This is a genomic window from Streptomyces sp. NPDC006193 (genome assembly GCF_040613915.1).
In the GTDB taxonomy this organism is placed as follows: domain Bacteria; phylum Actinomycetota; class Actinomycetes; order Streptomycetales; family Streptomycetaceae; genus Streptomyces.
Genome location: NZ_JBEXTB010000015.1, coordinates 1 through 13,357, shown reverse-complemented (window position 1 = coordinate 13,357; position 13,357 = coordinate 1). Strand labels below are relative to the sequence as shown.

Annotated in this window: 17 protein-coding genes and 1 tRNA gene; 4 read left to right on the top strand and 14 right to left on the bottom strand. The window is 70.9% G+C overall.

What is annotated here, in order from left to right; translation table 11 throughout:
• Positions 1 to 353 precede the first annotated feature (353 nt).
• Positions 354 to 821, bottom strand: coding sequence for a GatB/YqeY domain-containing protein (locus ABZ261_RS16230; RefSeq protein ID WP_356859565.1), 468 nt, complete (start codon positions 819 to 821; stop codon positions 354 to 356).
• A 94-nt stretch (positions 822 to 915) separates the two neighbouring features.
• Between ABZ261_RS16230 and ABZ261_RS16225 the strand changes: the two genes are divergently transcribed.
• The 3 genes from ABZ261_RS16225 (at position 916) to ABZ261_RS16215 (ending at position 3,188) form a co-directional block, all read left to right on the top strand.
• Complete coding sequence (locus ABZ261_RS16225; RefSeq protein ID WP_356859563.1) at positions 916 to 1,842, top strand: metallophosphoesterase; 927 nt, start codon at positions 916 to 918, stop codon at positions 1,840 to 1,842.
• A gap of 447 nt (positions 1,843 to 2,289) precedes the next feature.
• On the top strand, positions 2,290 to 3,048 hold the full coding sequence (locus ABZ261_RS16220; protein WP_356859561.1) for a Pr6Pr family membrane protein: 759 nt from the start codon (positions 2,290 to 2,292) through the stop codon (positions 3,046 to 3,048).
• 66 nt (positions 3,049 to 3,114) lie between these two features.
• A tRNA-Pro gene (locus tag ABZ261_RS16215) sits at positions 3,115 to 3,188 on the top strand.
• 97 nt (positions 3,189 to 3,285) lie between these two features.
• Here the strand turns inward: ABZ261_RS16215 and ABZ261_RS16210 are convergent.
• The 13 genes from ABZ261_RS16210 to ABZ261_RS16150 all read right to left on the bottom strand — a co-directional run bounded on the left by ABZ261_RS16210 (position 3,286) and on the right by ABZ261_RS16150 (position 11,789).
• On the bottom strand, positions 3,286 to 4,455 hold the full coding sequence (locus ABZ261_RS16210) for a site-specific integrase (protein WP_356859559.1): 1,170 nt from the start codon (positions 4,453 to 4,455) through the stop codon (positions 3,286 to 3,288).
• Positions 4,455 to 4,637: a helix-turn-helix domain-containing protein gene (locus tag ABZ261_RS16205; RefSeq protein ID WP_356859557.1), complete on the bottom strand. Its 183-nt coding sequence runs from the start codon at positions 4,635 to 4,637 to the stop codon at positions 4,455 to 4,457. The genes ABZ261_RS16210 and ABZ261_RS16205 overlap by 1 nt, the downstream gene beginning before the upstream one ends.
• Positions 4,630 to 5,934 carry a replication initiator gene (locus tag ABZ261_RS16200; RefSeq protein WP_356859555.1) on the bottom strand — a complete coding sequence of 435 codons (1,305 nt, stop codon included), beginning with the start codon at positions 5,932 to 5,934 and terminating at the stop codon, positions 4,630 to 4,632. The genes ABZ261_RS16205 and ABZ261_RS16200 overlap by 8 nt, the downstream gene beginning before the upstream one ends.
• A 131-nt stretch (positions 5,935 to 6,065) precedes the next feature.
• Positions 6,066 to 6,323, bottom strand: coding sequence for a SpdD protein (locus ABZ261_RS16195; protein WP_356859553.1), 258 nt, complete (start codon positions 6,321 to 6,323; stop codon positions 6,066 to 6,068).
• A gap of 14 nt (positions 6,324 to 6,337) precedes the next feature.
• Complete coding sequence (locus tag ABZ261_RS16190; protein ID WP_023588145.1) at positions 6,338 to 6,532, bottom strand: hypothetical protein; 195 nt, start codon at positions 6,530 to 6,532, stop codon at positions 6,338 to 6,340.
• A 10-nt stretch (positions 6,533 to 6,542) separates the two neighbouring features.
• Positions 6,543 to 6,734 (bottom strand): mobile element transfer protein, encoded by a 192-nt coding sequence (locus ABZ261_RS16185; RefSeq protein ID WP_356859551.1) that lies wholly within the window; start codon positions 6,732 to 6,734, stop codon positions 6,543 to 6,545.
• The gene (locus tag ABZ261_RS16180; protein ID WP_356859549.1) at positions 6,734 to 6,925 is read right to left on the bottom strand and encodes a hypothetical protein; all 192 of its coding nucleotides are present in this window, start codon (positions 6,923 to 6,925) and stop codon (positions 6,734 to 6,736) included. Before ABZ261_RS16180 ends, ABZ261_RS16185 begins: the two co-directional genes overlap by 1 nt.
• A gap of 18 nt (positions 6,926 to 6,943) precedes the next feature.
• Positions 6,944 to 7,573, bottom strand: a complete 630-nt coding sequence (locus tag ABZ261_RS16175) for a DUF2637 domain-containing protein (RefSeq protein ID WP_356859547.1) — start codon at positions 7,571 to 7,573, stop codon at positions 6,944 to 6,946.
• Between the two features lie 82 nt (positions 7,574 to 7,655).
• Positions 7,656 to 9,029, bottom strand: a complete 1,374-nt coding sequence (locus ABZ261_RS16170) for an FtsK/SpoIIIE domain-containing protein (protein WP_356859545.1) — start codon at positions 9,027 to 9,029, stop codon at positions 7,656 to 7,658.
• A gap of 5 nt (positions 9,030 to 9,034) precedes the next feature.
• A complete protein-coding gene (locus ABZ261_RS16165; RefSeq protein WP_356859543.1) occupies positions 9,035 to 9,385 on the bottom strand; it encodes a hypothetical protein in 351 nt (116 codons plus the stop codon).
• Between the two features lie 126 nt (positions 9,386 to 9,511).
• Positions 9,512 to 10,240: a GntR family transcriptional regulator gene (locus ABZ261_RS16160; protein WP_356859541.1), complete on the bottom strand. Its 729-nt coding sequence runs from the start codon at positions 10,238 to 10,240 to the stop codon at positions 9,512 to 9,514.
• A gap of 89 nt (positions 10,241 to 10,329) precedes the next feature.
• Positions 10,330 to 10,767: an ATP-binding protein gene (locus ABZ261_RS16155; protein ID WP_290005179.1), complete on the bottom strand. Its 438-nt coding sequence runs from the start codon at positions 10,765 to 10,767 to the stop codon at positions 10,330 to 10,332.
• A gap of 281 nt (positions 10,768 to 11,048) precedes the next feature.
• Positions 11,049 to 11,789, bottom strand: a complete 741-nt coding sequence (locus ABZ261_RS16150) for a GntR family transcriptional regulator (protein ID WP_356859539.1) — start codon at positions 11,787 to 11,789, stop codon at positions 11,049 to 11,051.
• Between the two features lie 85 nt (positions 11,790 to 11,874).
• On the opposite strand from ABZ261_RS16150, the gene ABZ261_RS16145 reads away from it, so the two are divergent.
• The gene (locus ABZ261_RS16145; protein WP_356859537.1) at positions 11,875 to 12,969 is read left to right on the top strand and encodes a DUF1152 domain-containing protein; all 1,095 of its coding nucleotides are present in this window, start codon (positions 11,875 to 11,877) and stop codon (positions 12,967 to 12,969) included.
• The last annotated feature ends 388 nt before the right edge of the window (positions 12,970 to 13,357 follow it).

Sequence of the window (13,357 nt, the reverse complement as noted above, 5' to 3'; positions counted from 1 at the left end):
CGCACCCGTTCACCGGGTGCGGCCCCGTCGTCGTTGCCGCGCATGGGCGCCGGGAAGGGGCTGCTGGGCCGCTGTCCGGCCGGAGCGGAGTGCGGCTCGGGCCGCGTGACGAGGCAGCCGCCGGGACGCGGAGGGGGCGAGCCGCCGGAACGCGGAGGGAGCGAGCCGCCGGAACGCGGAGGGAGCGAGCCGCCGGGACGCGAAGGGGGCGAGCCGCCGGGTCCACGGAGGGGCGGCCGCCCGGACGCGGAACGGACGGCGGCCGGGGTGCCGAGAGACAGCCGCTCGCCCCGGCGAAGCGTGCTGCCCCGGGGGGCGACGGCCCTCGCCACCGCGTCGAGCGGCAGCGGCGCTCAGCCCTGGAGCAGCTTCTTCACCGCGGCGGCGACCCGGCCGCCCTCGGCCTGACCGGCCACCTTGGGGTTCACGATCTTCATAACGGCGCCCATCGCACGCGGCCCCTCGGCGCCGGCCGCCCTGGCCTCCTCCACGGCCTGGGCGACGATCGCGTTCAGCTCGTCGTCGGACAGCTGCTTCGGCAGGTACCCGGCGAGCACCTCGCCCTCCGCCTTCTCCCGCTCGGCCTGCTCCGCGCGACCACCCTGCGCGAAGGCCTCGGCCGCCTCACGGCGCTTCTTCGCCTCGCGGGTGATCACCTTGAGCACCTCGTCGTCCGACAGCTCCCGCTTCTCCTTGCCCGCGACCTCCTCCTTGGTGATGGCGGCGAGCGTCAGCCGGAGCGTCGAGGAGCGGAGCTCGTCGCGCTCCTTGATCGCGGCGTTGAGGTCGTCCTGCAGCTTCGACTTGAGCGTGGTGGTCATGGCCCCGATTGTCGCAGGTCCCCGCCCGGATACGCCCGCCGATTTACCGGCGGCCGGCGGCGCCGGCCGCCAACGGGTCTGACACGATGGGCACATGCGCGCGCGATACGGAATTCCCCTGGGGATCGTGGCGGCCGGCGCCGCCGGCCTGGTGTATGCGGCGGGTTTCGAGGCCCGTTCCTTCCGACTCCGACGGGTCACCGTCCCGGTCCTGCCCCCGGGCATGCGCCCGCTGCGCGTCCTGCAGGTCTCCGACATCCACATGGTCGGCGGCCAGCGCAAGAAGCAGCGCTGGCTGCAGTCGCTGGCCGGCCTGCGCCCCGACTTCGTGATCAACACGGGTGACAACCTCTCGGACCCGGAGGCGGTTCCCGAGGTCCTGGACGCCCTGGGCCCCCTGATGGAGTTCCCGGGCGCGTACGTCTTCGGGTCCAACGACTACTACGGCCCCAAGCTGCGCAACCCCGCCCGCTACCTGCTGGAGAAGGCCAGCGGACGCCACGGTCTGAACGGCAACCCGCCGGCGGTGGGCGCGATCCACAACCCGTGGGAGGACCTGCGGGACGGCTTCGACGCGGCGGGCTGGCTGAACCTGACGAACACGCGGGGAGTGCTGAAGGTCGAGGGCGTCTCGATCGAGCTGACCGGCCTGGACGACCCCCACATCAAGCGCGACCGCTACGCCCGGGTGGCCGGCGGCCCGTCCGGCACGTACGACCTCTCCCTCGGCGTGGTCCACGCCCCGTACCTGCGGGTGCTGGACGCGTTCACGGCGGACGCCTACCCCCTGATCCTGGCCGGCCACACCCACGGCGGCCAGCTCTGCATCCCCTTCTACGGCGCCCTGGTCACCAACTGCGACCTGGACACGGACCGTGTGAAGGGCCTCTCCACCCACACGGCCGAGGGCCGTACCTCCTTCCTCCACGTCTCGGCGGGCTGCGGCACCAACCGCTACACCCCGGTCCGCTTCGCCTGCCCGCCGGAGGCGACGCTGCTGACGCTGGTGGAAAGGCGGTAGCGAGCCGGCCGACCGCGTCGGGGTGGGTGACGGCCGCGGCGGTGACGGACGTGGCGCGGCGGTGACGGACGCGGCGCGGCAGCGGTTGCCGGCCGCGGTCGGGCCGCGGTCCGGCGGGCCGGCCTCAGGAGCGCGGGCGCCGCGCCGGTCAGACTCGAGGCGCCGGGGCGATGAGGAGCCGGGTGCGGGGGCGGGCTGCCATAAGTGGCCCCGCACCCGCCCACAACTGCGAAGCGCGTACCGCCGCCGACGGCTGACGGCAGGGGCCGGTGAACCGAGGCCGCCGGCCACCAGCGACGTCGGCCGGCGTCGACGACGCCCGGACGACCAGCCGCCGCGACGACCGTCGCGTCGACCAGCCGTCGCGACGACCGCCGGCTGCCGGACGCAACCCACCCGGACCAACCCGCGTGGCCCCGCCCTCCCCCCGCTCCTAGCGTGAAGGGCATGACCGCCCCGATACCCAGGGACATCCCGGACCTGCCCGCGGTCCCGGCCACGCCCCTGCCGCAGCCCGCATCCGTCCCCGCCACGGCGGTGGTGGCCCCGGCCCGCCGCCCCCGGGCCGCGGTGTTCCGCACGCTGATCGCCGTGACGGCGGCCGCGGGAGTGGCCCTGGAAATGCTGCTGAGCACCCCGGCCCGCGCCCTCGGCTACTTCAGCGTCCAGGCCGACCTCCTGCTGGCCGTGGTCATGCTCCTGTCGGCGAGGAGGGCCTGGCGGGCCCGCCGCCCGCTCCCGTCCGCCGTGACAGGTGCCGCACTCCTCTACGCGGTGATCACGGCGCTGGTCTACCACCTGCTCCTGGCCCACACCACGCCCCCGTTCTCCATGACCGGCACGACGACGCCCCCGGAACGCTGGCACGCCCGGTGGGCGGCGCTGCAGCTCCTCCACACGGTGATCCCGGCGGCGGCCCTGCTGGACTGGCTGCTCCTCACCCCGGCGGCCCGCCTGCATCTCCGCCAGACCGCAACCTGGCTCCTCTACCCCTTGGCCTACCTGGTCTTCTGCTTCATCCGAGCGGCCTTCCTCGCCCCCTCCGACCCGTCCCGCTACCTCTACCCCTTCCTGGACGTCACCGCCCACGGCTACCGCAGCACCCTGGCCGACGCCCTCCTCCTGGGCCTCGCGATGTACGCCCTGGCGGTCCTCCTGGTGGCCCTGGACCACGCCCGCCCGACCCCCACCCGTCACCCCGTCTGAATCGGATTTCGTCTACAGCCCCCGGTGGGCTAAAGTAAACGTCGTCGCCGCGACAAGCAGCGACATCGGGGTGTAGCGCAGCTTGGCAGCGCGCTTCGTTCGGGACGAAGAGGTCGTGGGTTCAAATCCCGCCACCCCGACAGCCGAAGTAGCAGATCAGGCAGGTACTGGATTCAGTACCTGCCTGATCTGTTTCTGCGTGCGTGTCTATCTGCGTGACTAACGCTCTCCGCGTGTCTACGGCCGCCGCTCTTGCGCGCCGAAGATGCCGTCCATGACCACCGCGCCGGTCTGAATCACGGGCCGGATCTGCTTCCGGTAGACCTCCTCGGTCACGGCCGTACCCGAGTGCCCGACGAGCCGCGAGATCTCCTCCAGTGGCACGCCCCGGTCGGAGAGCAGGGACACGAAGCTGTGCCGCAGCTCCCTCGGCGTCCACTCCTCCGGGTTGATCCCGTCGATGCCCTTGAGCGCCTGGCGGAAGGCACGGCGGACGTTGGCGGCATCGAGAGGCTTGCCCACGGCCGAGGAGAAGACGAGGCCGTGTTCCTCCCACTTGTCCTCAGCGGCGAGCCGATCCCAGCCCTGATCTTCGAACTGCTGCCAGAGGGCTTCGACACAGCGCGCCGGCAGAGCGAGCGTGCGCCGGGACTTCCGGGTTTTGGTGTCCCCGCCCCGACGGACCGAGCGCCACACCGCGATGTGCGGAGGCTGGGGCGGGTCGGCGTCCGGCTTGCCCTTCAGGAAGACGTGATCCCAGGTGAGCGCCCGCAGCTCCTCGGTACGGGCACCAGTCAGCAGGGCCACGACGATGTACGCGTACATCGAGGTCCCCTCGGCACCCTTAAGCACGGCCTCGGCCTGAGCGAAGGTGAGCGCCTTGGAGGGGCGCCCGGCTTGCCCCTGGGGCACCGAGCACAGCTCGACGACGTTCCGCTTCACCTTGTCCCGGGCCATGGCCCGCTTGACCGCGCGGTTGAGGCACGAGTGGATCGCCTGGAGAGTGCGCGTGCTGAGCGTCTTCGCCTTGGCGGCCAGCCAGCGGTCGACGTCCTCCGCGCTTAGGTCACGGAGCTTGCGTGCACCGAGCGCCGGAATGACGTGCTTCTGGCTCAGGAGCGTGGTGGTCTCGACGGTGCTCGGATCGAGACCCGCCAAGCCGTATGTGAGCCAGTCCGTCACCGCGTCCTTGACCATGTAGTTGGTGGGCGCGATGGCGAGGCCGTCCTCGTGGTCCCGCAACACCTCCTTGAGCTTGTTCTTGGCCTCCGTCTTGGTCTTGCCGCTCCCCCGCTTGACGATCCGCTTACCGCTCGGATCGAACCCGAGGTTCGCCGTGGCGATCCACCGTTGCCGTCTCTCGTCCCAGTGCAGGCCGCCGTCACCGCGGCTCCGACGCTTGGTCATCAGGCCGCACGCTCCATCTGCTCCGCGATGAAGTCGCCCAGGGCGGAGGCCGGGATACGCCGGCACCGGCCGATGGTGACCGAGGGCAGCCGCCGCGTACGGATCAGGTCGTACACCTTGGACCGGCCGAGCCTGAGACGGGCCATCACCTCGGCAACGGTGAGCAGTTCGTCATCACGCACGGGTCGGTTCTCCTTCGGTTCCGGGGGCGGGCTGAAGTGATGCGGCGAGCCAGGCCTCACCGGCGCTGAGGCCGGTGCCGGCGAAGACCCAGTGAGCGAGGACGAGCGTGGTCTCGCCTTCCTGAGGCGTGGCCGGAGCGGCCTGCGCGCGGCGCCATTCGGCACGGGCGTCGCGGAGGGCGCCGAGGGTGGTGGAGTAGCGGCGGGACTTGGTGGAGAAGTGGCCGCGGAAGCCGAGCATGTGGGCCCAGGCCCGCAGGCGGAGGTCTGCCAGCTCGGGGCGTGCGCCCAGCGTCCAGGCGGTGCGGATCATGCGCCGGGCGTGGTCGGTGATCCGCGCTTGCGCCAGCTCAGCGAGGAAGCGGATCGGCCGGTCGAGGGTGCCCGTCGCCGTCTCGGCGCCTTTGGTGGCGTACTTGGCGACATACGCCGCTACGGCCCGCTCGGTCACCTCCTGGCCGTCGCCGAAGGCGGCGGACCGGATCGGGCGGATGTCCAGCTGTCGGCCGAAGACGAAGGTGTGCGGCCGGCCGTCGACCTCCGGGCCGTAGACGCGAGCGGCAGCAGCTGCAGCGCGGATGGCGTCGGTCAGCAGCTCGGCCGTCGCCCAGGCCGGGGGCGCGGTCTCGCCGCCCTCGGGACCGTCGAGGCGGATGACCGCGTGGAAGTGGACAGCGCCCCGCTTCTGGTACTCGGCCACCTTGGCGAAGGAGACCCGCGCATGGTCGCGGAAGGCCCGTTGGGTGAGGCCGGCTCGCTTGGCGACCTCCCTGCGGAGGTAGATCGAGAAGCGTTGCCAGAGGGCCCCGGCGTGCGCGTTCCAGAGCACGGCCGCTTCATAGTCGTAGGTGTCCGGATCGAGGGGCGTGCCCAGGGCCGGGTCCTGGTCGTCGTGGCGGAGGCCGCAGCGGCAGGGGCGTCCGCCAGTGGGGCGGTTGTGGACCGGGCCGAAGCCGGGAGCGGTGAAGGTGGCGAAGACGCGCGGGTGGGTGGCGACCCGATCCGGGGTGCCCTTGCCGCCGCGGAGTCCTGCGGTGATCAGGTGGTAGGTGTCGCGGCGGTAGGTCTCGGCGCAGGCCGCGCACCGGGTGGCGCGGCGGTTGTTGCAGCGGACGAGGAGCTGACCGGCCGGGAGGGCTGATGAGTCCAGGTGGTGCAGGACGCGGCCGATCTCGCCGGTCGTCCGGTCCACCGCGTGTTCGGTGCGGTGGCCGTCGAGGCGTATGGGGCGGGTGCAGCCGCCCAGGCCGGACAGTTGGCGGGCCAGCTCGGGCAGGGTGCCGAGGGAGGCCAGCATGGAGAGTTCCGCCAGTGGGGGCGGAGTCTGCCGGGTGATGATGGGAGTTCCTTTCGGCTGTCGTGACGGTTGGGAGGGACGGCCCCGGGGCGGCGGGATGCTTGGCGGCTTGTTGCCGCCCCGGCGGCCGGTCAGCGCTTGTGCGCGCTGCTGACGAGGGAGCGCAGGACCACGGCGGCGATGGCCACGGACACGGCCGAGACGGCGACCGCCGCCAGAAGTGCGGTGAGCACGATCCCGACGACGACCACGGCGGCGACCGCTCCGACACCGACGCCCACGTACGGGGCGACCGGGCGGCCGACCGAGGGAGCCGAAACCTGCGTCTGCTGAGGCGTGACGGTCGGCGTCGGCAGAGTCGGGACGTCGGGCAGCTTGGGACGGAACACGGCGGATCTCCTTGTCACTCGTGGGTGCCGTTGACGACGTCGACCCCGGAGCGGGTGCCGGACTCGATGGCGGGAGCGAGGAAGGTGTGCGAGAGCCAGAAGCCGAAGAGCGCGATCACGACGGCGACCCAGAGCCGGACACCGAGGAACTTGATCGCGGCCCAGGCGATGACGCCCAGGACGAAGACGAGCGGCAGCGAGACGGTCACGGGCACTCCCTCAGCGGACGGCGCAGCGGTGGGTACGGGCGGCCAGCTCAGCGGCGGCGCGGTTGTCGTAGTCCGTGGCGAAGCCACAGCGCGGGGCCGTGCAAGCGGCGGTGTGCTTCTCGCGGCCGCGGCCGTCGTAGTAGGTGGCGACCTGCACGGGGCCGATGCGGACGACGCGGCGGAAGCGGCGGTTGGCGGTCATCAGGGGGTCTCCTTCGGATCTTCGCCGGTGAAGTCGGTGACGTGCTCGGCCAGCCAGCGCAAGATCTCGTCGGCCTCGTACTCGTCGGCGGCGAGGATCACGGGCTCGGCGATGAGCACGGCTTCGGTGAGGCGGTTCTGTCGGGTCAGCTCGGCGGCGCGCTTCAGCGCGCGGAGCGTGGACGGGCGCACGGGGGAAAGTCCTCCGGGTCAGGTCAGGTGGGCGGTGATGGCTTCGGCGAGCGGCAGCGGGACGCCGAGCCGGGCGCGAAGGGTCGAGGTGTCGATGGGTGTTCCGGTCCGGGCGCGGTGCTCGTCGGCGACCTTGCGCGCGAGCGTGACGAGCGCCGGCGGGACCGGGGCCATGGAGGGCGGAGCCGGTTCCGACTCCGCAGCGGGCAACTCGGGTGCGGAGGCCGGCGTTTCGGGCGCCATAGGTCCCGGGGTTGACTCGTGCTCCCCCGTCGATGTGTCCGCGGTTGCTCCGTGGGCGAGCAGCGTCCCGCCCAGGAAAGCGACCGCAGGCCATCCGGCGACGAGGATGCGCAGCCAGTCCGGCACGTCGTTCAGGTCGAGCAGGCCGGCCGTAGCGACGTTGGCGCCGAGCGACGCGGTCAGGGCGATGAGGAACCAGCACCACCCGGCCGCTTTCGCCTCACCGGAGCGCAGCCGCCGCCAAGCCGCCACCAACAGCAGGTCGACGGAGACCGGATAGGCCCACGCCTTCCAGCCGTCCTGTCCGGCAGCCAGTGCCAGGTCATGCAGGTGGGCGAAGGACAGCGCGGCGGCGATCAGCGCTTGGACGAGTACGGCGTCGATGCGGACGGGCATGGCACGCACGGCGCGGCTCCTTCCGGTTCCAGGCGTGGAGGGGGTAGGGACGCGGCACGGGACGGCTGTGCCGGCCGTGGGCGGGGTGCGCTTACTCGGTGACCGGGCGAGCCGTGGCCACGGGCCCGGACGCCTCCACCGGCACCGGCGGGACGTGCGGCCGGAAGAGATCGAGCGCCGGTACGTCGGGGGCGAGGTCCGCCGTCGCGCGGCAGGTGGCCGCAGCGTCGGCGAGGGAGAGGTAAGGGGTACGGATGCGGGACCAGCCGCCGGAGGTGTCGCCGACGACGGCCAGGCCGGGCAGGTCGGGGGCGATGGCGCAGGCCGCGAAGACGGCCTCAGGGGCGATGTCGCCGAGTGCCATCTTGGCCGAGGCTTCGTCGTTCACGCGGTGGCAGACGCGGCCGGTGAGCTGAGCGCGGAGCATGGTCGCGCCCTTGCCCAGTTCGGCGCCGAAGCGCTGTCCGCAGACTTCGAGGTAGATGCCGGCGGCCCGGCCGAGTTGGGCGAGCCGGATGAGGTGGGTGACCATCTCGTCCCGTCGCTCCTCCTCCTTCCGTGTGGCGACGAGGAAGAGTTCGGCCACCTCGTCGATGAACAGCACGATCGTGGCCGGGCGTTCATCCTCCGGCAGTCCCCAGACATCGGAGGTGATCAGCTCTTCCGGGGTGCCGGGCGCGATGCCCTGCCGGGCCTTGATCAGGTCGTATCGGTCCTCCATTTCCTTCACGAGCGCGGGAAGCAGCTCGGCCGCCTGGCCCGGGTCGGTCGCCAGGGCGGAGAGCCGGGGCGCGAAGGGCGCCAGCTCGACCCCGCGCTTGCAGTCGATCCCAACCAGGGCCACAGGCTGAGCAGCGAGCCCGGTCAACAGGTTCCGCAGGTACATGGACTTGCCCGAGAGCGTGGCGCCGAGCACCAGCTCATGCGGCACGGCCCGGTAGTCCCGCAGGAACGCGGTCGCGTCCTCCCGTAACGCCACCGGGATCCGAAGCGGACCGCCGTCCAGCCGACGGGGCATCCGCACCTTCCGCAACACGTCGAAGCCGATGAGCCGCAATTCGACGACGCCGGGCTTGACATCCCGCACGTGGACAGCGTGGACACCCCAGGCGTGCCGGAGACGTTCGGCGGAGGCCACAACGTCCGCCGGCTCCTGGCCCGGGGCCAGCCTCAGCCGTATGCGCAGGCCGGTCGTGGTGGGACGGATGACGCCCCGGCGAGGAGGCACCGGCCGGACCTCACGGCGGGTGGTCGCCCGGACCGCCAGTGCCCGCCACCGGGACGGCTCGACGGTCAGGCCGCAGGCGTCCATGGTCGAGGAGTACGAGGCCAGCAGCCGGGCCACGGAGAGCGGCAGCCCGACCGTGGACCAGTACGCCGCCGGGTGGGCGTGCCGGGTGTAGGCGGCGCCGCCTATCGCAGTGAGCGCCCCGCCCAGCTCGGCCCACGTCACCAGGTCCGTCACGGCGGTCAGCCCGCCTGAGCCATCGGGAAGGCGCCCGGAGTGACGGCGGTCGCCCGGTAGGCGATGCCGTGCCGCTGCTGGCCGTTGAAGACGCTCTGCCACGGCCGCGCCACCAGTCCCGGAAGCGAGACTGGGGCACCGACCGTCAGGCCCTCGGTCACGCCGCTCTCCGGAACGGTGACCTGGATCAGCGACGACTCGCCCTCGTCGATGTAGACGACGCCGACGGTCATCAGCGCCTCACCGGTCACCGCGTCCTTGGCGACCTCACCGGTCTGCCGGTCGCGTACCTTCGGCGCCGGAGCCTCGGTGAGCAGGATCGTGGCGGTCGAGGCGTCAACGCGGATCACACGCACAGGGATTACTCCTCCTGAGAGTCGATCAACCTGCCAGCCTGACAAGTTGACTTAGCAAGCTCGAAACTAGGGATGCCAGGTTGACTTGTCAAGTTGCTATCGCGGGAGTTTCACCCGAGGTGGAAGTCAGTTCAGACGGTAGGTGTCTTCGAGTTCCTGCCGGTCGGCAGGCAGGAGCACGTCAGCAACCAGCAAGGCTCGACCGGAGGCGTCGCACGCAATGACCAGGACACTCAGCACGGGGACGCCGTCCGGCAGATCCAGCAGCTCGGCTTCACGGGCTTCGGGCAGCCGAGCGGAGACCCGCTCGGTCACGTGGTCGAAGCGGACTTTCTTCCGCGCTTCGAGGTGCTCACGGGGACTGCCGCTCAAGGGCTCCCCGGACCCCAGCTCAGTGCCTTCGACCAGGCCGGCGGGGAAGTACGACGAGACCAGCTCGGCAACTTCGCCGTCCTCTTCGACCAGGAAGCGGCGCATGAGGACTTCGGCCCTCTTCGGCAAACCAAGTACCGAGGCGACCCGAGTCGGGACAGGCACATGCCCGACCTCGATCAGCCGGCCCGCGCCCTGTGACTCGTCGCGCTCCAGCGCCTCACGCCCCCGCCGGTCCTTCTGCTCGACGACTTCCGGGCGACCCCGGACGATCGTTCCGTACCCCTGCCGGGACTCAAGCCAGCCGTCCCGCTTCAGCAGTTCCAGGGCCCGGACGACGGTCGGACGGGACATCCCGAATGCCTGCACCAGCTGGTTCTCACTGGGGACGCGGGTGCCGGGTGCGTACGTGCCGTCCTCGATGCGCCGCTGAAGCGTCTGCGCGAGGCGCACGTACTTCGGTGGCTCCACTTCATACGCCATGAACGCCGCCCGTCGAGATTGGCCAAGTCAACTGGTCAACCAGCCTAGCGACAGATTCAAGGTGGCAGTAGGAGAGGTGAGCTATCCCATCACGCCGGCCAGGCATCGGCGACCACGAAGGAGACAACCGTCCCGCCGAAGCAGCTGGGCCCGGAACGCCAGGAGTCGGCGATGGAGTCGACCAGTAGCAGCCCCCGCCCGTGGGCATCGTCCGCCTCCGGGTGCCGCAACCGCACATTCGCCGGGAAGCCCGGGTTGTGCACGTCGACGCGGAGCGAGGTTCCCTCGCGGTACCACTCGACCCGCACCACCCACGAGTCATCCGACCTCCCGTACCGGATGGCGTTGGTCACCAGCTCCGAGATCATCAGCGCGCAGTCGTCGATCGAGCAGGACGGGTTGTACGGGGCAATGAACTTCCGGAACCAGCGCCGGGCGCGAGGGACGGACTCGGGCTCCGGATGCAAGGTCATCGCTCCGAGTCGCGGTGAGTCCTCACAGGGGTGACGGTCGATCGTGTAGGCCATGTGTGCTCACTCCTTGCCGCTGCCGTCGCAGTCGAGGCAGCGCCGCTTCGACGTGGCACGGCTGCGGTCGTTGGCCGCGGAGAGCGCCAGCGCCGTTCGGGAGCCGACGCGCTTCCATCCACGCCCCCGACACCCCCGGCAAGCTAACCGCGCATCCTGCACCGGCCGCCGACTCGTCACGTCGTGCCCCCTTCTCCTCCAAGTGGCCTTAGCCACTTTCTGGATAGTGGCATTAGCCACTTTGGAGACGCAAGCGGTTCGCCGGAACTGGCGAGTCGTCGTCAGGTGAGCGGGTAGCCCTGCTCGAACGCCCAGCGATGCGGCGGGTAGGTGGCTTCAGCGAACTCCAGCGGGCGGTCCTGAAGGTCGAAGACGACGTGATGGACGATGAGGACCGCGGACCCGGGCTCCAACCGCAGGTCGGCCGCTTCCTCGTCCGTGGCGGCCCGAGCGCACATGCGGTCCTCCGCGTAACTGCCTTGACGCCCCGTCATCCGCTCGACGTACATGAGCGTCCCCTCCTGGATCCGCTCGGGATCCATGAGCTTGGGCGCCCGCTGGCCGACGTCCGCAGCGAACCACGAAGTGGACAGGTTGATCGGACCATCCTGGTTGTTCGTCACCCGCCGACGGTGCACGGCTCGGCGATCCTTCACCAGCCCCAGAGCTTCGGCGACGTAGTCCGGAGCCTCCAGCCAGCCGGCCGAGGTGATCACCGCGTACTCTCCGGGCGTGTAGATCTTCCCGGTCTGCCGGGCACGCCCGTACAACTCCCTTGCCCGGCGGTTCACTTCGAGGCTGCGCACGTACGTCCCCGAGCCCTGGCGCTTCTCGACCAGGCCCTGATGACTCAGCGCCTCCAACGACCGCGCGGCCGTGGGCCGGGACACCTTCCAGTCCGCAGCGAGCTGCCGTTCCGAGGGCACCTCGTCCCCCGGCCGCAGGTCACCCCGAAGGATCTGGTCACGGATGTAGTGGGCGATCTGGAGATACTTCGGTTTAGCCTCTTCGATCTGCGGCATCTCCCCTCCCTTCCTCGTCCAAGTGGCTATGGCCTTTAGCCACTATAGGGTGAGTGGCCAACCCGTGAACCCGTACTCTGAGCGCATGACGCGGTTGATCGTCGCAGCAGGAGGAGGGGGCGACGCAGTCGCCGCCGCCATGCTTCACGCCGCCCTCTACGGCGACGAGGACCAGGCGGTGATCCTCACGTACGCATGGGATCGCCTCCTGATCGACCCACTCCCGGGACCACGAGGAGCCGACAGCTTCACGGGACTCGAACCCGTCACTCAGTCCGTCTGGTCGGTGCCGGCCGAAGCCCAACCGATCGCCCCGGCGGGCTCCACGCTCCCCCGACTCGCGGCAGAGCTCCCGCACACGTTGGCCCTGCTCGACCCGCACCACGGCGCTGAGGGCATCACCCGCCAGCTCGAAGAGCTGGTATCCCACCTGGCACCGGCATCGATCGATCTGCTCGACGTCGGCGGTGACATCCTCGCCCAGGGTGACGAACCCACCCTCAAGAGCCCACTCGCCGACGCCCTCACCCTGGCCGCCTGCTGCCAGGTCAACGCCCCGATCCGCCTCCTGGTCGCAGGCCCCGGGCTGGACGGCGAAATCTCCCCCAACGACCTGCGCCCCCTGCTCGGCACCCTCGTCCACACCTTCACCGCCGAGGACGTGGAGACAATCGGCAGCATCCTGGAATGGCACCCCTCAGAGGCCACCGCCATGCTCGCCGCAACAGCCCGAGGAGCCCGCGGTATCTGCGAGGTGCGCGACGCCAGTCTTCCCGTCCCTCTCACTGACGAGGGGCCCACGGTCCACGAAGTCGACCTGGACGACGCGGTCAGCCGCAACAGTCTGGCCCGCGCCATCATGACGACCGCCGCCCTGGACGAGGCCGAGGCATACAGCCGCGAGATCTGCGGCTTCTCCGAAATTGACTACGAACGCAACAAGGCAGCGTGGCTCACTGAGCGGCCACCGACGAAGCTGGATGCCGACGACGTACTGTCTCGGCTCGACCAGTTCCAGAGTGAGGCCCGAACCCGCGGAGTCACCCACACGACGTTCCGCCACCTCACCGAGGCCCTGAACCTCAACGGCTCTCACAGGGACGCCCTACGCCAGCTGCTCATCAGCAGCCGTCCGGAGCAGTACGCAGCTCCCTTGTGGCGCATCCCATCCGACGACTGAGTTACAACCTTCTTCACGGGTTCAAGCCCCGGCTACGCTCCGCTCCGCCGGGCGCGCTCCCGGCTCCGCCGCGGGCACCGCTCCTGCCTCCGGCCCGCTCCGCCCGCGCTGCGCCGACGCGCGCCCACATGTGGATAAGGCCGGGTGGCAATGAGTCGATCACCGCATTGCGCGGTGACGGTCAGAACAGTGCCTCCGGCGGGGGATCGGCCGGCACCGGGATGGGGGGGCGCCGTCGCCGTCCGCGGGTTCATCGTGGCGGATGCGGGGGGCGTCCGCCCCGTACGCCGTCAACCCAGGCAGAGCCGAGCAGACGCGGCCCCTGGCGTCCAGGTCGTTCGTACAGTGGCGCGCTCCACCTGGACGCCAGGAACCACGCCCGCTCCAC